This is a genomic window from Herbidospora yilanensis, assembly GCF_001570565.1.
GTDB lineage: Bacteria > Actinomycetota > Actinomycetes > Streptosporangiales > Streptosporangiaceae > Herbidospora > Herbidospora yilanensis.
Genome location: NZ_BBXE01000041.1, coordinates 1 through 18,868 on the forward strand (window position 1 = coordinate 1; position 18,868 = coordinate 18,868).

19 protein-coding genes are annotated in these 18,868 nt (G+C 71.5%); 8 read left to right on the forward strand and 11 right to left on the reverse strand.

The genetic code is table 11. The features are described from left to right. Positions 1 to 1,727: ABC transporter ATP-binding protein (locus AW273_RS30795; protein WP_232327682.1), on the forward strand; the 1,727-nt coding region annotated here is incomplete at its 5' end. Between the two features lie 8 nt (positions 1,728 to 1,735). Here the strand turns inward: AW273_RS30795 and AW273_RS30800 are convergent. After that, on the reverse strand, positions 1,736 to 3,769 hold the full coding sequence (locus tag AW273_RS30800; RefSeq protein WP_062355894.1) for a prolyl oligopeptidase family serine peptidase: 2,034 nt from the start codon (positions 3,767 to 3,769) through the stop codon (positions 1,736 to 1,738). Between the two features lie 19 nt (positions 3,770 to 3,788). Between AW273_RS30800 and mshB the strand changes: the two genes are divergently transcribed. From mshB to AW273_RS30825, 5 genes are read left to right on the forward strand one after another with little or no spacing between them, the layout of a single operon-like run. After that, on the forward strand, positions 3,789 to 4,577 hold the full coding sequence (mshB, locus tag AW273_RS30805) for an N-acetyl-1-D-myo-inositol-2-amino-2-deoxy-alpha-D-glucopyranoside deacetylase (RefSeq protein WP_062355898.1): 789 nt from the start codon (positions 3,789 to 3,791) through the stop codon (positions 4,575 to 4,577). Positions 4,578 to 4,586: 9 nt separating this feature from the next. Next, positions 4,587 to 5,030: a DUF6113 family protein gene (locus tag AW273_RS30810; RefSeq protein ID WP_062355901.1), complete on the forward strand. Its 444-nt coding sequence runs from the start codon at positions 4,587 to 4,589 to the stop codon at positions 5,028 to 5,030. A gap of 5 nt (positions 5,031 to 5,035) precedes the next feature. Then, positions 5,036 to 5,524 carry a flavin reductase family protein gene (locus tag AW273_RS30815; RefSeq protein WP_062355905.1) on the forward strand — a complete coding sequence of 163 codons (489 nt, stop codon included), beginning with the start codon at positions 5,036 to 5,038 and terminating at the stop codon, positions 5,522 to 5,524. Between the two features lie 15 nt (positions 5,525 to 5,539). Further along, complete coding sequence (locus AW273_RS30820) at positions 5,540 to 5,977, forward strand: hypothetical protein (RefSeq protein WP_062355908.1); 438 nt, start codon at positions 5,540 to 5,542, stop codon at positions 5,975 to 5,977. A 28-nt stretch (positions 5,978 to 6,005) separates the two neighbouring features. Next, a complete protein-coding gene (locus AW273_RS30825) occupies positions 6,006 to 6,956 on the forward strand; it encodes an MBL fold metallo-hydrolase (protein ID WP_062355911.1) in 951 nt (316 codons plus the stop codon). Here the strand turns inward: AW273_RS30825 and AW273_RS30830 are convergent. From AW273_RS30830 to AW273_RS30875, 10 genes are all read right to left on the reverse strand, one after another. After that, entirely contained in the window at positions 6,949 to 7,338 is a 390-nt protein-coding gene (locus AW273_RS30830) for a type II toxin-antitoxin system VapC family toxin (RefSeq protein WP_062355915.1), read from the reverse strand. The two genes, AW273_RS30825 and AW273_RS30830, sit on opposite strands and share 8 nt — an antisense overlap. Further along, positions 7,335 to 7,601, reverse strand: coding sequence for a FitA-like ribbon-helix-helix domain-containing protein (locus tag AW273_RS30835; RefSeq protein ID WP_198168448.1), 267 nt, complete (start codon positions 7,599 to 7,601; stop codon positions 7,335 to 7,337). The genes AW273_RS30830 and AW273_RS30835 overlap by 4 nt, the downstream gene beginning before the upstream one ends. Positions 7,602 to 7,621: 20 nt before the next feature. Continuing rightward, positions 7,622 to 8,320, reverse strand: coding sequence for a hypothetical protein (locus tag AW273_RS30840; RefSeq protein ID WP_062355918.1), 699 nt, complete (start codon positions 8,318 to 8,320; stop codon positions 7,622 to 7,624). A gap of 10 nt (positions 8,321 to 8,330) precedes the next feature. After that, a complete protein-coding gene (locus AW273_RS30845) occupies positions 8,331 to 9,293 on the reverse strand; it encodes a GH25 family lysozyme (protein WP_062355921.1) in 963 nt (320 codons plus the stop codon). A 46-nt stretch (positions 9,294 to 9,339) separates the two neighbouring features. After that, positions 9,340 to 11,169 carry a sigma factor-like helix-turn-helix DNA-binding protein gene (locus AW273_RS30850; protein WP_062355925.1) on the reverse strand — a complete coding sequence of 610 codons (1,830 nt, stop codon included), beginning with the start codon at positions 11,167 to 11,169 and terminating at the stop codon, positions 9,340 to 9,342. Positions 11,170 to 11,217: 48 nt separating this feature from the next. Then, the gene (locus tag AW273_RS30855) at positions 11,218 to 13,272 is read right to left on the reverse strand and encodes a UvrD-helicase domain-containing protein (RefSeq protein ID WP_062355928.1); all 2,055 of its coding nucleotides are present in this window, start codon (positions 13,270 to 13,272) and stop codon (positions 11,218 to 11,220) included. A 6-nt stretch (positions 13,273 to 13,278) separates the two neighbouring features. After that, positions 13,279 to 15,018 carry a hypothetical protein gene (locus AW273_RS30860; RefSeq protein WP_062355933.1) on the reverse strand — a complete coding sequence of 580 codons (1,740 nt, stop codon included), beginning with the start codon at positions 15,016 to 15,018 and terminating at the stop codon, positions 13,279 to 13,281. Positions 15,019 to 15,123: 105 nt separating this feature from the next. Then, positions 15,124 to 15,876 (reverse strand): class I SAM-dependent methyltransferase, encoded by a 753-nt coding sequence (locus tag AW273_RS30865; protein ID WP_062355936.1) that lies wholly within the window; start codon positions 15,874 to 15,876, stop codon positions 15,124 to 15,126. Positions 15,877 to 15,959: 83 nt separating this feature from the next. After that, the gene (locus AW273_RS30870; RefSeq protein ID WP_083950177.1) at positions 15,960 to 17,039 is read right to left on the reverse strand and encodes an ABC transporter substrate-binding protein; all 1,080 of its coding nucleotides are present in this window, start codon (positions 17,037 to 17,039) and stop codon (positions 15,960 to 15,962) included. A gap of 47 nt (positions 17,040 to 17,086) precedes the next feature. Further along, the gene (locus AW273_RS30875; RefSeq protein WP_062355939.1) at positions 17,087 to 17,293 is read right to left on the reverse strand and encodes a putative acetyltransferase; all 207 of its coding nucleotides are present in this window, start codon (positions 17,291 to 17,293) and stop codon (positions 17,087 to 17,089) included. Between the two features lie 97 nt (positions 17,294 to 17,390). Here AW273_RS30875 and fdxA point away from each other — a divergent pair, with 97 nt between their 5' ends. Both fdxA and dapC read left to right on the forward strand, forming a co-directional pair. After that, positions 17,391 to 17,717 (forward strand): ferredoxin, encoded by a 327-nt coding sequence (gene fdxA / locus AW273_RS30880; RefSeq protein WP_062339033.1) that lies wholly within the window; start codon positions 17,391 to 17,393, stop codon positions 17,715 to 17,717. Positions 17,718 to 17,741: 24 nt separating this feature from the next. Next, positions 17,742 to 18,827, forward strand: a complete 1,086-nt coding sequence (dapC, locus tag AW273_RS30885) for a succinyldiaminopimelate transaminase (protein ID WP_062355942.1) — start codon at positions 17,742 to 17,744, stop codon at positions 18,825 to 18,827. The last annotated feature ends 41 nt before the right edge of the window (positions 18,828 to 18,868 follow it).

The following is an 18,868-nucleotide window of genomic DNA, read 5'->3' on the forward strand; positions in this document are numbered from 1 at the left end:
GCCAGATCCTGCCGGTCGCCGACAAGGCGCAGGTGCGCGCCTACGCCCGGCGCCTGATGGTCAAGTATCCGAAGGAGTTGTCGTTCGCGCTGGGCCTCCACGGCCTGGCCGCGCTCACCGGCCTGGCCGGCCCGGCCCTGCTGGGCAGCCTCGTGCAGTCGGTCGCCGACGGCGCCCACGACGTGCGCGTCGACACGATCGCGCTGGCCATCGCCGGATTCGTGATCGCCCAGGGGATCCTGACCCGGTTCGCCGTCTACGCCTCGTCGCGGCTCGGCGAGAAGGTCCTGGCCGAGTTGCGCCAGGAGTTCGTCGACCGGGTGCTCGCGCTGCCGCTCTCCACGGTCGAGCGGGCCGGTTCGGGCGACCTGATCACCCGGACCTCCCGCGACGTCGACTCGTTGTCGCGGACCGTCCGGCACGCCGTGCCGGAGATCCTGATCGCGCTGGTCACCGGCGTGTTCATGATCGGCGCGCTGTTCGTGGTCGGCCCGCTCATGGTGCTGCCGTCGCTGCTGGCGGTGCCGCTGCTGTGGATCTCCACCCGGTGGTACCTGAACCGGTCGGGGCCCGCCTACCTGCGTGAGGGCGCGGCGTACGCCAACCTCACCGAGGGACTCGCGCAGACCGTCGAGGGCGCCCGGACCGTCGAGGCGCTCGGCCTGGCCGGCCGCCGCCGCGACCGGACCGACGACGACATCCGGGAGTCCTACGCCGCCGAGCGCTACTCGCTCAGCCTGCGGACCGTCTGGTTCCCGTCGGTCGAGATGGGCTACGTGATCCCGGTCGTCGCCACCCTGCTCATCGGCGGCCTGTTCTACCTGGAGGGCTGGGTCACGCTGTTCCAGGTCACCGCGGGCACGCTCTACATCCAGCAGCTCGTCGACCCGCTCGACCGGCTGCTGTCGTGGATCGACGAGCTCCAGGTCGGCAGCGCCTCGATGGCCCGTCTCCTGGGCGTCGCCAACGTGCCCGACGACCGGGCTCCCACGGCGGTGACGCCCGACGGCGACGCCCTCAGGGCCGAGGACGTGCGGTACGCCTACCGCGAGGGACACGACGTCCTGCACGGCATCGACCTCGACGTCCGGCCGGGCGAACGCCTGGCCATGGTGGGCCCGTCGGGCGCCGGCAAGTCGACCCTCGGGCGGCTGCTGGCCGGCGTCCACGGCCCTCGGACCGGCACGGTCACCGTCGGCGGGGCCTCGCTGATCGAGTTGCCGCTCGGGGAGCTGCGCGGCCAGGTCGCCCTGGTCACCCAGGAGCACCACGTGTTCAAGGGGACGCTGCGCGACAACGTCCTCATCGGCCGTCCCGAGGCCGATGACGACGCCGTGCAGCGGGCCCTGGAAGCGGTGGACGCCTGGGAGTGGGCCGAGAAGCTCGGCCTGGACGCCGAGGTCGGCTCGGGCGGCACCGCGGTCTCGCCCGCGCAGGCGCAGCAGCTCGCGCTGGCCCGGCTCGTGCTGGCCGACCCCCACACGCTGGTGCTCGACGAGGCGACCTCGCTGATCGACCCCCGCCAGGCCCGCCACCTGGAGAGGTCGCTGGCGGCGGTCCTCGACGGGCGCACCGTGATCGCCATCGCGCACCGTCTCTACACGGCCCACGACGCCGACCGGGTGGCCGTCGTCGAGGACGGCCGGATCAGCGAACTCGGCTCCCACGAGGAACTGGTCGAGGCCGGCGGCCCCTACGCGGCCCTGTGGGAGAGCTGGCGGCGTTAACGCGGCGATCAGCCCAGGGCGCGCCGCAGGAACTCGACCTGGAGCAGCAGGAGGTTCTCGGCCACGACCTCCTGCGGCGTCATGTGGGTGACGCCCGACAGCGGCAGCACGGTGTGCGGCCGCCCGGCGGCCAGCAGCGCCGACGACAACCGCAGTGTGTGGGCGGCCACCACGTTGTCGTCGGCCAGGCCGTGGATCAGCATGAGGGGGCGCTCCAGCTTCTCCGCGTCGGCCGCGAGAAGCGAGGAATGTTCGTAGTGACCCTCGGACGGGTGGCCCAGATAACGCTCGGTGTAGGCCGTGTCGTAGAGCCGCCAGTCGGTGACCGGCGCGCCCGCGATGGCGGCGTGGAACACGTCGGGCCGCCGCAGCACCGCCAGCGCCGCCAGGTAGCCGCCGAACGACCAGCCCCGGATCGCGACCTTGGTCAGGTCGAGGTCGGGGTGGGGCATCGACTGGAGCACCTCGACCTGGTCGTCGAGGGTGACGGTGAAGTCGTGGTGGACCTCGCGCTCGAAGGCCGGGCCGCGTCCGGGCGTGCCGCGCCCGTCGGAGACGATCACCGCGAAGCCCTGCTCGGCCCACCACTGCGGCTCCAGGAACATCCGGTGGGAGTGGAGCACCCGCTGCGCGTGGGGCCCGCCGTAGGGGTCCATCAGGACCGGCAGCCTGGCCGACCCCTCGACGTGCCACGACGGCAGCAGGACGGCCGTGGAGAGCTCACGTGAACCCGCCCGCGACAGGGAGACGCGCAGGTCGAGACCGGGCCGCTCGGCCACGCTCGCGATCGGCACCGAGCTCCCGTCGAGGCGGATGACCCGCACCGACACGCCCTCGTGGTCGAGCGACTGCGCCACCACGACGGTCACGCCGCCGCTGCGGCGTCCGGTGAACACGCCCGCGTCGGTCGAGAGGGGGCTGAGGGTGCCCCCGGCGTACGACCACAACTGCACCTGCGCCGGGTCGCCGCCGCTCGCCGTGAACAGCACCACGTTGTCGTCGACGTCGACCACGCTGCGGACCTGCAGCGACGGCGGCGTCACCGGGCCGGCGCCGACGAACAGCCGCCGCCCGCCGTCGGCGTCGGCCACCCAGACCACGGCCCCGTCGGCGGTGTGCGCCGGCACGCCCGGAGCGGCCTCGACCCACTTGTCGTCGACGTCCTCGCGGATCAGCGTGCTGCCGCCCGTGGCCGGGTCGACCGCGAGCAGCCGGAGCGAACGCTGGTCGCGGGCCAGCGTCACGATGAACGGCCCGAACGCGTCCCAGGAGGCGGTGACCAGGTATTCGTGCTCGAACGGCACCTCGGTGCGGATCCCGTCGAGGCCCACGATGTAGAGGTTGACCCGCGCGTTGGCGGTGCCGGCCGCCGGATAGGCGATCGCGACCGGGTCGTTGCCCGGGTTGGCCGGGTCGGCGATGTGCCAGATCTGCACCGGAGAGTCGTCGACCCGGGCGACCAGCAGCGCCGAGGCGTCGGGCGACCACCAGTAGCCGCGCATGCGGTCGAGCTCCTCGGAGGCGATGAACTCGGCCAGGCCCCAGGTCGCGCCGTCTTCCCCGGCCACCTCGAAGTCGGAGCCGGTCTCCAGGTCCTGCACCCGCAGCCGCCCGCCGCTGACGTAGGCGACCTTGCCGCCGTCGGGCGACAGGCGCGGGTCGATCACCCCGCCGGGGGTCTTCAGCCAGCGGATCTCGCCGGCCTCCCAGACGTACAGGGCGCCGGAGAGCGTGAAGACGATCCGGTGGCCCGCGTGGGAGAACCCGACCACGCCGCCGGCCGACTCGCGGGCCCGTTCACGCCGCGCCCGCTCCTCCGGCGGCAGCTCCTCCTCGGCCGCGCCCAGGATCAGCGGGTCGACGAGCAGCCGCTCCTCACCCGAGGCGACGTCGAGTTCCCACAGGCAGGTCACGGGGTCGGTGCCCGACTTGGTCCGCTGGAAGATCACCCGGTCACCGGAGGGGGTGAGGGTGAATCCGCGCGGCACCCCGAGCGTGAACCGGCGGGTCCGGGCATGCAGGCGAGGGAAGCTCTCAGTCATAGCCCCTTATAGTGCCAGCATGCTCGACCGACGCCTCCTCCTCGTGCACGCCCATCCCGACGACGAGACGATCGGCACCGGCGCCACGATGGCCCGCTACGCCGCCGAGGGCGCCCACGTGACCCTGGTCACCTGCACCCGCGGTGAGATGGGGGAGATCATCCCCTCGACCCTCGCCCACCTGGGCCCCGACGACCTGGGCGCCTACCGCGAGCGGGAACTGGCCGCCGCCTGCCGGAACCTCGGCGTCGACGACCACCGTTTCCTCGGCTACCGCGACAGCGGCATGATGGGCGCGGCCTCCAACGACGACCCCCGCTGCTTCTGGCGCGCGCCGGTCGACGAGGCCGCCGAGCGGCTTCTGGAGATCATCGAGGCGGTACGCCCCCAGGTCATCGTCACCTACGACGAGAACGGTCTCTACGGCCACCCCGACCACATCCAGGCCCACCGCGTGGCCTGGCGCGCGTTCGAGCAGGCCGGCACGGTCGCGAAGTTCTACCAGACCGCCCAGCTCCGCTCCGAGATGCTGGCGGCGGCGGCCCGCATGGAGGTCTTCCGGCCCGAAGACGTCGACGCCCTCGGCTACGGCCGCGAGACGGTCACCACCTCGATCGACGCCCGCCCCCACCTCGACGCCAAACTCAACGCCCTGCGCGCCCACGGCACCCAGATCACCGTCGACGCGCCCCGCTTCGCCCTGTCGAACGGCGTCGGCCAGGAGGCCCGCGGCGTCGAACACTTCGTACGCAAAGCGGGACCCTCCGTAGCGGGTCACGAGGACGACCTGTTCGCCGGCATCGGCTAGCCTCACCCCATGATGGTGAACGCCGCTCCCGAGACCGCCGAACACGACGACGGTCCGAGCGGCGCCGAGCCCGCCGTCACCGGCGCCGCCTACGGCGTGTTGTTCATGCTCGGCCTGGTCGTGGGCGTCATCGGCGCCTTCGAACACGAGTGGTACCTGTTCGGCACCCTGCCGATCGGGGGAGTCCTGGCGGTGCTGGCCCTGTTCGCCCTGCCCTACGCGATGGGCCGTCTGATGCGCACCCGCATGGCGGCCGGGGTGGTGGCCGTGGGCTGGGTGATCCCCTCGATGATCCTGGCGGGCCCCCGCCCCGAGGGCGACCTGGCCATCGCGGCCACGTTGGGCGGATACATCTACCTTTACGGCGGTCTGGTGGCCGTCGCCCTGGCCGTCGTCCTCGTCCCGTCCACGGGAGGGTCCTGGCTGCTCAGGCAGAACGTCCGCATAAGGTAAGGTGCGTGCTCGCCGACAGGGATCTTTACCGGAAGGTGGCCGGCCGTTTCGCGACCGGGATCGTCATCGTCACGACCGTCGACCCATCGGGGACCGACCACGCGATGACGGTCAACTCGTTCGCGTCGGTGTCGCTCGATCCCCTGCTGGCCCTGTTCTGCGCCGAGAAGGTGGCCCGTTTCCACGACACGGTGGTCAGGGCGGGCGTGTGGGGCGTCTCGGTGCTCGGTGAGGACGACGAGGAGGTCTCCCGCTACCTGGCCAAGCGCGGCCGGCCGCTGGAGGGCCAGTTGACCGGGTTCCCCTACCATCGGGGCACGCTCGGCGTCGCGCTGCTCGACCGGGCCATCGCCACCCTGGAGTTGCGGACCGTCGCCGTCCACGACGCGGGCGACCACTCGATCGTCGTCGGCGGCGTCGAGACCGTGGCGACCCCCCGCGACGCCGCGCCGCTGATCTACCACCGGGGTCACTACTCGCTCCTGGCGGAGTGAGCGCATGATGTGCTGATGGGGCCGTACTTCCGCTTCCGCCGCGCCGTCAACTGGATCAACCTCTCGACCCCGCTGGGCCTGCTGATCGCCCGGGTCGGCGGGGCCACCCTGCACCAGGGCGAACTCGGCCTCGTCTACGCCCACGGCTACCGCCTGCCGTTCCCCGTCGCCGGGGCCTTCACCGTCGGGAACGTCGTGCTGACCAAGCATCCCCACGGCTATCTGAGCGGCCGGCTGCTCCTCCACGAATCCCGTCACGCCAGCCAGTACGCCGCCTGCGTCGGCCTGCCGATGTTGCCGCTCTACGTCCTGTCGGTGCTGGTGTCGGTGCTGACGTGCGGGAACCCGGCGACGTACAACCCGTTCGAGCGGCTGGCCGACCTCGATGACGGCGGCTACGCCCGGGTGCCCCCGTGGTGGCGCCGGCGCGGCCGTTCGCGCGGCGACGCATAATTCCCGTGTCAGGGGGATCTTCAAGAGGGTGACCCAGACGCACATTCCCCTCGGAGCCCCGCGCTGGAACGGCGGTTTCGCCGACCGGCTGCTCTCTCCGCTCGCCTCGTTCAAGGAACTGGCGTCGGTCGTCGGGCACGGCGAACTGCGCACCGACATCGGCGACGCCGACCAGATCCCCGTCCACCGCGACGGCCTGCCCGTCCCGGCGGGCACCGACGCCCTGGTCACGTGGGTCGGCCACGCGACCTACGTCGTCCAGATCGGCGGCCTGACCGTGCTGACCGACCCGGTGTGGTCGCGGAAGATCCCCGGCGTCCGCCAGCGCCTCACCCCTCCCGGCGTCGCCTGGTCCGACCTGCCGCCGGTCGACGCGGTGGTCATCAGCCACAACCACTACGACCACCTCGACGCCCCGACCGTACGCCGCCTGCCGAGGGACACCGCCGTCCTGGTGCCGGCGAACCTGGCCTCGTGGTTCACCCGGCGCGGCTTCACCAACGTCGTCGAACTCGACTGGTGGGAGTCGGTCCACGTGGGCGACGTCCGCTTCGACTTCGTCCCGGCCCGCCACTGGTCGCGCCGGGGCCTGTTCGACACCTGCCGGACGTTATGGGGCGGCTGGTTGTTGTCGTGGCACGACCAGCGGGTCCTCTTCGCCGGCGACACCGGCTACGGCGACCACTTCGCCGAGATCGGCCGCCGCCACCCGGGCATCGACGTGGCCCTGATGCCGGTCGGCGCCTACGAACCCCGCTGGTTCATGAAGGGCTTCCACGTCGACCCGGCCCAGGCCGTCCAGGCCACCCTCGACGTGGGCGCCCGCCGCATGGCCACCATGCACTGGGGCACCTTCGTCCTGTCGGGCGAACCCCTGCTGGAACCGGTCGAGGAGGCCCGCCGCGAGTGGACCCGCCGCGGCCTCCCGCCCGCCGACCTGTGGGACCTGGCCGTGGGGGAGACCCGCGTGATCACCTGAACAGCAGGACCTGGGCGGCGTGGTTGCCGCCCTTCCGCACCAGCTTGGCGTCGCAGGTGACCAGCGGCAGTTCCAGCGCCTCGGCCAGCACGATGTAGGCGGCGTCGTAGGGCGTGAAGTTGTGCCGCAACTCCCAGATGCGGTCGATGAACCCCGACACCGGCTGCAACTGGATCCAGGTCTCCGCATAGAGCTGCCTGCTCTCCTCCGCGGTCGCCGCGTCCAGCTTGCCGCCCAGCACCAGCCCCCGCAGGACGAAGGCGAACTCCAGCTCCAGCAGGTGGGGTGCGTGCAGGTCGCCGGATTCCAGCGTCTTCAGCAGGTCGTCGTTCGGGTCGGCGGAGGTGAACGCCTCGATCAGAGCGGAGGAGTCGACGATCACCGGGCGCCGCCGTCGCGGTCGCGGTCGGCTCTGACCGCCTCGGCGATCTCCTCGGTCGTCGGTGTGACCGCGCCTCGGCCACGCCTGGCGGCGGCCAGATCGCGGGCCCGTCGCATCACGTCGGCGTTGCTCGGCCGCCGGGCCGCGATGGTGAGCTGCTGCGCCGCGTACGCCGACAGGGACATGCGCGCCTCGGCGGCCCGGTGTTTCAGCGTCTCGATGACGTCGTCGTCGACGTCCCGGATGTAGATGATTCCCGCCACGAATTCATGCTAGCAACCTGCTAGCGAGGGAGGCGGCCGATGTCGGCCGACAGGTCGAGGGCCAGGATGTGGTCGGCGTGCAGGAAGGTCTCGAACTTCGAGCCCGGCGGCACCCCCGGATCCTCCTCCAGTTCGCGGAGGACACGCAGCGCCCTCGGGGTGTCGAGGTCGTCGTCGAAGGCCTCGTTCATGGCGTCGGCGCGGTCTTTGGCGATCGGGGAGCTGGGCTGCTCGGCCCATTCGGCCACCTTGCCGCGCCAGCGGCGGATGGTGTCGCCGGCCTCGCGGAGGTCGTCCGGGGTGATGCCGGCCGCGTCGCGGTAGCGGTGCTCCATGAGCGCGAGGCGGACCGGCAGGGGGTCGTCGGGGATCGGCGCGTTCAGGGTGGCGGCGCTCCTGGCGTGGTGCCCGACGGCCGCGTCGTCGACCGCCTCCCCGGTGTCGCTGAGGTAGAGGTCGACGCGGCCGCCCAGAAGGCGCAGGGCCCCGGCCATCCCGTCGAGGACAGGCTCGGCGGGGCGCACGTTCAGCGGCGTCAGGTCGGCGGCGAGGTCGCGGCAGGCGAGCACGCGGACGCCCGACCGTTCGAGCACCCGCCGGATCAGGTCGGCGTGCACCTGCCCCGGCAGATCGGCGGAGGTGTAGGCGCGCACCGCGCGCGAGCCGGGGGGCAGGAGCGGCTCCACGAGCCGGTGACGGGTGTCATAGAGCCGCAACATGCTCCCGACATTACTTGAGGGTCACCTTCGTCGACCCGACGAGGAAGTTGATGCCGACCGGCTTGGCGCCCCTCGGCCTCGTGGAGAACTTCAGCGTGACGCTGCGGCCGGGGGCCAGGCCGTTGATCGTGCACTTGACCGTGGTCGCGGTGCGCTTGCAGGCCTTCGGCGCGTAGGTGAGGCGGTTGTCGCCGAAGGTCTTGCCCGAGATGTTGATCTTCGTGGCCTGCTTGGCGCCGGTGTTGGAGAGCTTGAGGACGTACTGCGACCGGCTCTTGGCGCCCCCGGAGATCAGCAGCCGGACCGGCGGGTCGGCCAGCGCGTGGAGCTGCGACAACGAGCCGTTGAACACGTCGGAACCCCCGGCGTGGTCGGCCTTTTCGGCCTTCTGCCAGAACGTCCATTTGCGCCACGCCGCCGGCAGCTCACCCGGGTCGGCGCCCCAGCGGGCGATCCAGAGGGGGTTCTTGGCGAACTTCCTGGTGTCGCCGGTGCAGGTCTTCCACCACGACGTGGTCGTGTAGATGATCGCGTCGCGCTTGGTCCACGCCTTGTAGCGGGACAACCAGTCGCCGATCCACTTGACCATCTCGTCCTGGTCGAGGCCGTAGCAACTGTTCAGGCCGTTGCGGTTGTTGTAGGGGTTGTCCTCGACGTCGAGCACCCCCGGTAACGTGCGCCCGTCGGCGGTCCAGTTGCCGCCGTTGCGGACGAAGAAGTCGGCCTGCTCCTTGCCACCCGACTCGTGCGGCTGGGCGAAGTGGTAGGCGCCCCGGTACATGCCCTCGGTGAGTGCCCCGGAGAACTGGGCGCCGAAGCGCGGGCTCTTGTAATTGGGACCTTCGGTGGCGTGCGCGAAGACGAACTCCGCGCCCTTGCCCTTCACGTCGGTCCAGTCGACGTCACCGGTCCAGTTGCTGACGTCGGCCCCCATCACGGTCGTCGACGCGACCAGTAACAAAGCGGCGTACATTCATGATCCTTCCCCGTGCGGAGAACGATCGTCCCACAAACCTTCTTTACAGATAGAGAAGAATGTCGCGATCCCCGCGTTCTCTCAGCCTTCCGAGCACGTCGTCCCTGCCCGCGCCGTCGGGCATGCCGATGCGGGCGCCGATCAGCCGCAGGCCCTCGGCCTCGGAGGCGACGGGGGCGGTGTATCCGATCAGGTGGAGGGCCTTGTTCAGCGGCGGCAGCCCGGCCGCGCCCTGGGGCAGGAACCGGGTCAGCAGTTCGCCGCCGTCGGAGACGGTCAGGAAGACGTGGTCGCCCTCGCCGGCGTTGTATTCGGCCAGGATCGGCCGGATCGAACCCATCGTCGGCTGGTTGTGCCACGAGATCACCACCTCCCCCTGCGGGGTCGAGGCGGTGAGCTGGCCGCCGGGCGCCATGCCGAGGTGGGCCGCGAACCCGGTCGGCAGCGGGGAGCCCGAGCCGCGCAGGTGCTCGGCGTTCACGTCGACCCGGTGCCACCAGCGGCCGTCGCGGCTGCGGAAGCAGCGGCGGGTCATCGACACGTCGCGGCGGGGCTGGTAGTCGGCCGGTTCGGCGCCCGCCACCCGGATCCAGCCGCGCTGGGTGCGCTCGAACCCCGGGCCGCCGGCGTAGGCGCGCACCGAGCTCTCGCTCACCTCGTAGCGGGAGGTCAGGGACGCCACGATCGTGTTGACCGAGGCCTCGCCGCCGGCCTTCTCGATCTCGCGGGCGATCATCTCCCGGATGCCCAGGTACTCCTCGCCACCCCATCGGGCCAGGCCGTACTTGTTCCGGTCGAGCCGCAGGAAGCGGTCGTCGGCGGTGAGCTGGTTGCGGATGCCGACCAGGCTGTAGTCTTCGCCGATCCGGTTCTGGATCTCCTCGGGCGTGAGCGGGGTGCCGGCCACGGCCAAGACCGCCTCGGCCTTGTCGTTCACGCTCCTCGGCCACGGCACGACATGGCCTTCGAGCAGCCGCAACTGTGGCACCGCCCCGAGCCAGCGCTCCCCGACGTCCTCCCGGACCCCGAGCTGGGCGACCATGCCGACCGCCTCGGCCAGCGGCACGGGCCCGTCGGTGAAGAGTTGCCGCGTCTTCTCCCGCAGCTCGTCGGCGCCCCCGGCCACCAGCCACCCGTCGACCTGGTCGTAGCCGGTCAGCAGGGTGCGGACGAACCGCCAGGCCGGGATGCCCAGAGTGGCCAGCTCGGTGCGGTGCCAGGGCACCGCCGCCATCAGGTCGTCGGCCGGGACCGCCGACCCCAGCCGGGTGCGCAACCAGGTGAGGTGGGCGGTCAGCGGGGTCGCCTCCTGGCCGCGCAGCCAGTTGTCGACGTGGTCGCGCAGATCGCGCTCGATCTGCCGGATGCGCTCGCGGGTGACCGAGAACCGCTGCGCCAGCTCGTCGAGCGTGGCGCGGTGCTCGGCGTAGAGCCGGTCGCGGGCGATCGCGCGCTGCCGGTCGTCGAGCCGCTGGAACAGCTCGTCGATGATCTCGGGCAGCGGCCGTTCCGGGACGGCGGGCGGCACGCTCGCCAGCGGGTTGAGCGGCTCGGTGTCCATGAGCCGGTCGAGCACCCCGGCGAACAGCAGCCGCACGCTGTCGCGGCTGCCCGGCGTGCGCTGGCTCTCGGCCGGGGCGGTGAACCGCAGCAGCGGCATGATGTCGCCGAGGATCAGGTGTCCCCAGCAGGCGGACGTGAGGTCGGCCAGTTTGGCCGCGATCTGGGCCGGCCCGACCGTGGCGCAGGCGCGGTCGATCGGGAGCGCCTGCCACCACGAGTTCGGGAGGCCGGGATCGCTGGCGATCGGCTCCACCTGGCTGGGCGCGGTCCAGCGCAGGGGGGGCACGATGTCGCTCAGGCTCAAATTCATGCAGGTCCAACCGGCAAGGGGAATATATCCGCAGTTCAGATTAGGGGATCAGGCAGGAAGGAAGGGACTCGCGCGACCGGAGTAGGACACGTAGAGCAGCTCGTTCGCCCGCGTGCACGCGACATAGAGCAACCCCCGTTCTCGCTGCAGGTCGTGCGCTCGTGCCATCGGATCCTCGGCGTGGGGCGTGAGCGCGTCGGGCGCCGGGATGATCCCCTCAGCGACACCTATCACGGCCACCCGCCGGAACTCCAGCCCCTTCATACCGTGCAGCATCGTGACTTTCACCTCGATGCCCGCGTCGCGCAGGGCGGCGCGGGCGATCCGGACGATCTCGACCGTGCGGGCGGTGACGGCGATCTCCTCGGGGGCGACGCCGTCGGCCAGCCAGTCGCTCACATGGGCGACCAGGCCGCCGATCTCGGCGTCCTGGGAGACGTACTCGCGCACCAGCGGGCGCGGGCCGTGGACGGTGGAGCGGTAGCCGTACATCTCGGCCGCGCCCTCGACCAGGCCGTCGACGGGGCCGCCGCCGCGCAGCCGGACGCCGAACGAGAGGATCTCGTGCGGCAGCCGGTAGGAGATCTTCAGGTGGAACCGGCGGACCGGGATGCCCATGCCGGCCAGCGCCGCGCGCGTGTCGAACATGCGCTGGTGGGGGTCGCCGACGATGAACATGTCGTTCGGGCCCGGTGGCACCGCGGCCCGGAGCAACCGCCACTGCGCGGGGTGCAGGTCCTGCGCCTCGTCGATCACCACGTGTTTGTACGGCTCCCGCCGGGGCGCGTCGCTCTCCAGCACGTCGGTCGTGCGCCCCAGCAACTCGGCGCCCTCGGAGGCGAGCTGGAGGAGGGTGCGCCGCCCCGACTCCCGCAGGCGGCCCTCGACGTGCTCCACCGCCCGCCACACGCTGGTGCGGATGTCGGAGTTGAGCTGGACGCCCCGGCCCGGCCGTTCGGCCGCCAGGTACTCGTCGAGCGTGCGCAGGTTCTGGGAGAGGATCACCTGCTCCCACTCGCGCAGCAGGAACGCCGCCCCGAAGCGGCTTCCGGCCGCCTCCTCCCACAACTTGGTCACGTCGCCGACCAGCGTGGGGGCCTTGCCCTCGTGGGCCGCGACGATGCGGTGGGCCAGCCGGTCGACGTTGGTGACCTCGACGCGCTTGCGCACGACCTCGTCGTCGATGATCAGGTCGAGCTTGGCCGACAACTCGTTGGCGAGCACCTGGGAGAAGGTGGTCAGCAGGATCGGCCCGCTGTTCTCCTTGGCCAGGTAGGCCGCCCGGTGCAGCGAGATCACCGTCTTGCCGGTCCCGGCGCCGCCGGTGACCAGGACGGGCCGGTCGTAGACGGGCCAGTTGGCGTAGGTGTGCTGCGGGGCGTAGAGGAACGTGCACCAGTGGGGCTTGGTCAGCACCCGGTCGAGCTCGACCCGGTCGGCGGCGAAGGCGGCCTGGCCGGGGGAGCGGTGGAGCGCGGCCTCCAGGTCGTCGAGGTCGATGTTCTCGGCCGAGGTGACCCGGCAGCCGTCGAGTTCGCGCCAGGCCTCGGCCAGCGATCCGCCCCGGGCGAGGACGGCGAGGGGGGCGTACTGGCTCTCCGGCAGCAGGGGCTCCACGGCGGCCAGGTGGGCGTCGGTGGCCATCATCCGGACCATCGGCAGCAGCAGTTCCTGGTCGATGCCGATGTCGATGAGGTCGGTCTCGCAGATGTGGCCGTAGAGGCGCTTGCTCGATCCGGCCGCCGACCGCCGGAGGGCGGGCTCGACGCGGGACAGGGCCTCGGCGTCCCAGACCTCGATGACGCCGATCGCGGAGTTCACGGTGAAGCGGTGCCGTTGCGCGTAGGTGTAGGCCTCGGCGTCGGGCAATATCGTGACGAGCCAGTAGACGTCGCGCTGACGCACGGCCACCGCCCGGTGCCGGTCGGCCAGGCGTAACGTCGTCACGCGGGGGTCGCGCGCGTTCCGCACCCGCTCGGGCACGGGGCCGGCGGGCGAGTTGTGCAGGAACCGTCTGACGGACACCACGGCGTCCCGCCGCACGGGGCGGGCCAGTGCGGCGAGTTCCTGAGTGAAGTCCAGGGAGACGGCGAGGCGGGGCATGGGGGCCTAACCCAGCAGGGACAGCAGGTCTCTGTCCCCACGTTCTCGGAGGCGGGCCCGCAGTTCGTCGGGCGGGGTCGGGCCGGTCAGGCCGATGCGCGTGGCGATCACGCGGTCGGCCTGGTCGGAGTTGCCGCCGGGGGCCGTGTAACCGACCAGGCGCAGCGCCCGCGCGATCGTGTCGCCGGAGTTCGCGGCGGGGAGATGGCGGACCCTGAGCATGCCCTCGTCGGAGAGGGTGAGAAAGATGTGGCTGCCCTCCTTGGCCGCGACCTCGCTGAGGATGCGGCCGAGCGAGTCGATGGCGGGGGACTCCCGCCAGGTCATCGTGACGTCTCCGGCGGCGCTGCGCACCGTTCTTTCGCCACCCGGCGACAACCCCAGGTAGAGGGCGAAGCCCTCCGGGAGGCCGACCGACGTCCCCGCCAGATGCCCGGCGTCGACGTCGACCCGCAACCACCAGCGCCCGTCGGGCTGGCGGAAGCAGCGATGCGTCTGCGACACGTCGGACGGCCGTGGCGGTGGAGCCGCCGGAGCCGGCGCCGGCGCCGCGCCGTTCGGACTCTGTATCCGCAACTGCGGGACGTTCTCCAGCCACTCCTTGGCGACCTCGGGGTGGATGCCGAGGGAGGAGACGAGTTCGAGGGCCCGCGACACGGTCGGCGGGCGGTCGGCGTTCACGATCAGGCCGCGGGTCCGTTCGTGCAGCTCGGCCAGGTCGCCCTGGACGACCCAGTCGCCGGAGACCTGGTAGCCGGGCAGCGTGGCCAGCACGAACTGCCAGGCGAGCACGTCGAGGGAGGACAACTCGCGGGTGTGCCATTCGGCGGCGTTGACGAGCCGCGACTTGGGGGCGGCCACGCCGAGGAGGTCGGTCAGGTTCAGCAGGTAGCCGCGGTAGCGGGCGGCCGGCGGAGAGGCGAGCCACTCCCTGAGCCGGGCGCGCAGCGTGTTCTCGGTCACCTCGATGAGGCTCGCGGGCACGCCCAGCAGCTTGGAGAGGGACTCGGGCGAGGTGGGGGAGTCGGTGAAGACCCGGTTCTGCGCGACCATCCAGCTCTGGTCGTCGAGCGAGGCGAAGACCCGGTCGATCAGTTCGGGGAAGTCGGGGGCGTCGTCCTCGCCCGTGAGCCGGGGCTGCGGGACGACCGGCGCGACGGGTGGTCCGGTGGGTGGCCCGCTGGGCTCGTCGTCGGCCTCTTCGGGCTCGTCGGCCGCCGCGGCTTCCTCGGCCCGCGCCCTGGTCTCGAAGGGCGCCCGGTAGGGGGTCCTGAGCGCGGCCCTGGTCTCGTAGGGCTCCTCGGCGGGCGCCTCGGGCTCGGGTTCCGCGGTCCTGGACGGCGCCTCGGTCGCCGCCAGCTTCGCCAGCACCGCCGAATAGAGCGCCGCCAGCAACGGACGGGCCTTCACGAACGGCTGCTCGGTCAGCTCCCGGCCGGTCAGCGCCAGCAGGCCGGGCCACGAGCCCGCCCGGTCGAGCGCGATGCCCACCTGGGGGTCGTCGGCGTCGTCGGGGTCGAGCACGTGCAGCGCGGGCAGCACGTCGCCCACCGCCGCCGCCGGCCACTGCTCCAGGGTCAGATCGGTCAGCAACCCGGCGAGCGCGTCGACCCCGAAGGCGGGCAGCACACGGCCCATCGGGAGCGAGCGCCACCACGCGTCGGGTAATCCGGCCCGGCCGGCCAGGATGGTGGCAGCGTCACTCCAGCGCAGCGGTGGCACGAGGTCACTCAGGCAGAAGTTCATCGCTATCCCCATCACTTCCGTAAGACCAGACCATAGTCTGGCAAATCCCCTGCCGTGGCGGGAGTTTCATCCGTGACGAACAGCCACAAACGATGGTGTCACCCTTCAGTGGCGCACCGCTGCGAAACGCAGTCTCACGTAATCGGCCATCCAGCCCGAGTCGTGGCGCAGGGCCGGGGCGGCGAGTTCGTTCACCCGCCGGAGTAGTGGCTCGACCGTCGCCGGGGGCACGCCGTCGAGGAGCGAACCGGCGAACATGCGCACCCAGTCGGCCGCGCCGTTGGGGCACTCGTCGAGCGGGGTCGGCCGGTCGAAGTGCTCCAGGATGCGCAGGGTGAACCCGGCGCGTTCCAAACGGACGGCGTACTCGGCCGGGCTGGGGAAATACCAGGGGAGTTCGGGCTCGCGCAGGCCGTGCTCGCGCCAGGCGGTCAGCATGGCCGAGGTGAGGGCGGCGCAGTTGCCGGCCCCGCCGAGCTCGGCCACGAACCGGCCGCCGGGCCGCAGCGCGTCGCGGACCGAGTCGATGACCGCGTCGGGGTCGCGGCTCATCCAGTGGAGGGCCGCGTTGGAGAACACCGCGTCGAACGGCTGGGCGACGGTGAAGTCGTGGCCGTCGCCCACGGTGAAGTCGAGCCGGGGGAACTGGGCGATGGCCGTCTCGATCATCGCCTGTGAGCCGTCGATCCCCAGCACGTACGCCCCGCGGATGGCGATCTCGCCGCTCAGCACGCCGGTGCCGCAGCCGAGGTCGAGCACGCGCTCACCCGGCTGCGGGTCGAGCAGCTCCACGAGCGGAGCGCCCTGCGCCGAGACGTAGCCGAATGAGCTGTCGTAGGCGCGAGCGTTCCACCTCATGAGCGGAGGTGTGTCATATCGCAAGATGGGCTCACTTCCACGGTTGTCCGCATAGAGTACGCCAGCCGTGGAATCAGTGTTTTTCAGCTCATTTGCTGAGACCAGTGTTTCTGGAGATACACCTTCGCGGCGTCCTGCTGCGGGATGGTCAGGAAGACCGGCGTCCCGTTGACCTTCGGCAGCTTCCCGGCCGCCTCGTTGTCGAGGGTGCTCTTCATCTGCATGGCCTCCATCCGCGACGGCCGCGCGTAGCCCCTGAGCAGGATGTTCTGGCCCTCGTCGGAGAACAGGAACTCGGTCCACAGGCGGGCCGCCGCCGGGTGGGGCGCGCTCGCGCTGATCGCCTGCACGTAGGGCGAGGCCAGGATCGAGCCCGCCGGGATGGTCACCTGCCAGTTGGCCTTGTTGGCGGCCGAGCGGGCGGCGTTCAGGTAGTCCCAGTCGAGCACCGCGGTGGCCTGCTCGGGCGCGGCGGCGACCGCCCCGGCCTTCTTCAGCGCCGCGAAGGCCTGCACGCCCTTGCGGGCGTCGAACTTGCCGCCCTGCATCGAGGCCGCCATCACGCCGTTGAAGCCGCTCGCGTTCTTCAGCGGGTCGCCCGCGAGCGCGACCGTGGTGCCGGCCGGGCGGCCGGTGGGCTGGAGCAGCTCCGCGTACGACGCCGGCGCCTTCATCTTGCGCGGGTCGTAGCCGATCGACATGTAGCCGCCGTAGCCGGCGTACCAGGTGCCGTTGGCGGCCTTGACCTCGTCGGGGATGTCGGTCCAGCCGGTCACCTGGTAGGGGGCGAACTTGGCGGCGTTGGCCAGGGCGACGTCGACGCTCAGGTCGAACACGTCGGGCTTCTGGGCCGTGGCGACGGCGTCGATCTGCTGCTGGCTGTTGGCCGCCGGGTTGAGCGACTCGACCTGGATGCCGTACTTGTCGGCGAAGACGTCCATCAGCTCGCCGTGGTTGACCCATTCGCGGGGCAGCCCGACGACGGTGAGCCTGCCCTCCTTCTGGGCGGCCTCGACCAGCCGGTCGAAGTTGCCGAAGCCCGCCTGGAGGCTGGCGCCCTTCACGTTGACCGGCGGGAGGGCCTTGGTCTCGCCGCCCTGGGACGAACAGGCCGCGAGGGCCAGCAGGGCCGCCAGCGCGGGAGTGGTCACGAGTCTGGTCACGGATCGAATGCTTGGGGCCGGGCCACGCCGCGTCGAGACGGCACGCCTCAGCCTGGGACGACCTTTGCCGCGGCCATGACGTTCTCTGGGAACTCCACGAGCGTGCCGTCCCGCTTCCGCACCGAGAGCAGGCCGTTCTCCCACGCCTCCAGCACGCCCACGACGTCGCGGAAGCCCTCGGGCAGCGCCCTGCGGACGGTGACGCGCCTGCCGACGTCGGCCGGCGTGATGGTCACCTTGAGCTGGAAGGCCATGACATTGGCCCCTCCTGTTCCGGCCACCTGACAGTCACCGCAATACTAGGACGGAGCAACCTGCGGCCCATGTCGTGCCGGAAAGAAGGAGCTAGAGGTGACCTACGTCATCGCGCAGCCTTGCGTGGATGTCCTGGACAAGGCGTGCATCGAAGAGTGCCCTGTCGACTGCATCTACGAGGGCGAGCGCATGCTCTACATCCACCCCGACGAGTGCGTCGACTGTGGGGCGTGCGAGCCGGTCTGCCCGGTGGAGGCCATCTTCTACGAAGACGACCTGCCCGAGCAGTGGAAGGACTTCTACAAGGCCAATGTTGACTTCTTCGAGGACCTGGGCTCGCCCGGCGGCGCCTCGAAGGTTGGCAAGATCGAGAAGGACCATCCGATCGTGGCCGCGCTGCCGCCGCAGGCGGAAGACCACTGACGCTCTAGCACTGGAGAGTCCTTCGTGATCGCCCTGCCCGACTTCCCGTGGGACAGCCTGGCCTCGTACAAGACGAGCGCCGAGGCTCATCCCGACGGCATCGCCGACCTGTCGGTCGGCACCCCCGTCGATCCGGTTCCCGAAGTCGTGCGCAGGGCGCTCGCCGACGCCGCCGACAGCCCGGGCTACCCGCTCACCTACGGCACGGCCCGGTTGCGCGAGGCCGCGGCGGGCTGGCTGGCCCGCCGCCACGGCGTGACCGCCGACCCGGCCGGTGTGCTGCCCACGATCGGTTCCAAGGAACTGGTCGCCTGGTTGCCGACCCTGCTCGGCGTCGGCCCGGGCGACAAGGTGATCTTCCCGGCGCTGGCCTACCCGACCTACGACGTGGGCGCCCGGCTGGCCGGCGCCGAGCCCTTCCCGACCGACGGCCTGCTCTCGCTCGGCCCGGAGCGGGTGCCCCTGGTCTGGGTCAACTCGCCGAGCAACCCCACCGGCAAGGTGCTCCCGGCCGAACACCTGGCCAAGGTGGTCGCCTGGGCCCGCGAGCACGGCGCGATCGTCGCCTCCGACGAGTGCTACATCGAGCTCGGCTGGGAGAAGCGCCCCGTCTCGATCCTCCACCCCGACGTGTCGGGCGGCTCCCACGAGGGCCTGCTGGCCGTCCACTCCCTCTCCAAGCGCTCCAACCTGGCGGGCTACCGCGCCGCCTTCGTGGCCGGTGACCCGGCCCTGGTGAAGCGCCTGCTGGAGGTGCGCAAACACGCCGGCATGATCGTGCCGGAGCCCGTCCAGGCCGCGATGACGGCCGCCCTCGACGACGACGCCCACGCCGACGAGCAGCGCGAGCGCTACTCGGCCCGGCGCACCGTCCTGCGGGCCGCGCTGGAAGCGGCCGGCTGGCGCGTCGACCACTCGGAGGCCGGCCTCTACCTGTGGGCCACCGACGGCACCGGCTGCTGGGACCAGGTCGCCCGGCTGGCCAAACTGGGCATCCTGGTGGCGCCGGGCAGCTTCTACGGCACCGCCGGAGAGGGCCACGTCCGGGTCGCGATCACCGCCACGGACGAAAGAATCGCCGCAGCGGTCGCACGCCTCACAACGGCATAGCGAGCCGCCCTCATACGGGCGGATATGGCGCGTTTGTGTTG

Bases quoted from the DNA above. Each gene is read 5' to 3' on its own strand.
- AW273_RS30800 (WP_062355894.1), bottom strand. From the start codon at position 3,769: ATGACTGAGAGCTTCCCTCGCCTGCATGCCCGGACCCGCCGGTTCACG.
- mshB (WP_062355898.1), top strand. From the start codon at position 3,789: ATGCTCGACCGACGCCTCCTCCTCGTGCACGCCCATCCCGACGACGAG.
- AW273_RS30810 (WP_062355901.1), top strand. From the start codon at position 4,587: ATGATGGTGAACGCCGCTCCCGAGACCGCCGAACACGACGACGGTCCG.
- AW273_RS30820 (WP_062355908.1), top strand. From the start codon at position 5,540: ATGGGGCCGTACTTCCGCTTCCGCCGCGCCGTCAACTGGATCAACCTC.
- AW273_RS30840 (WP_062355918.1), bottom strand. From the start codon at position 8,320: ATGTTGCGGCTCTATGACACCCGTCACCGGCTCGTGGAGCCGCTCCTG.
- AW273_RS30845 (WP_062355921.1), bottom strand. From the start codon at position 9,293: ATGTACGCCGCTTTGTTACTGGTCGCGTCGACGACCGTGATGGGGGCC.
- AW273_RS30850 (WP_062355925.1), bottom strand. From the start codon at position 11,169: ATGAATTTGAGCCTGAGCGACATCGTGCCCCCCCTGCGCTGGACCGCG.
- AW273_RS30855 (WP_062355928.1), bottom strand. From the start codon at position 13,272: ATGCCCCGCCTCGCCGTCTCCCTGGACTTCACTCAGGAACTCGCCGCA.
- AW273_RS30860 (WP_062355933.1), bottom strand. From the start codon at position 15,018: ATGAACTTCTGCCTGAGTGACCTCGTGCCACCGCTGCGCTGGAGTGAC.
- AW273_RS30865 (WP_062355936.1), bottom strand. From the start codon at position 15,876: ATGAGGTGGAACGCTCGCGCCTACGACAGCTCATTCGGCTACGTCTCG.
- AW273_RS30875 (WP_062355939.1), bottom strand. From the start codon at position 17,293: ATGGCCTTCCAGCTCAAGGTGACCATCACGCCGGCCGACGTCGGCAGG.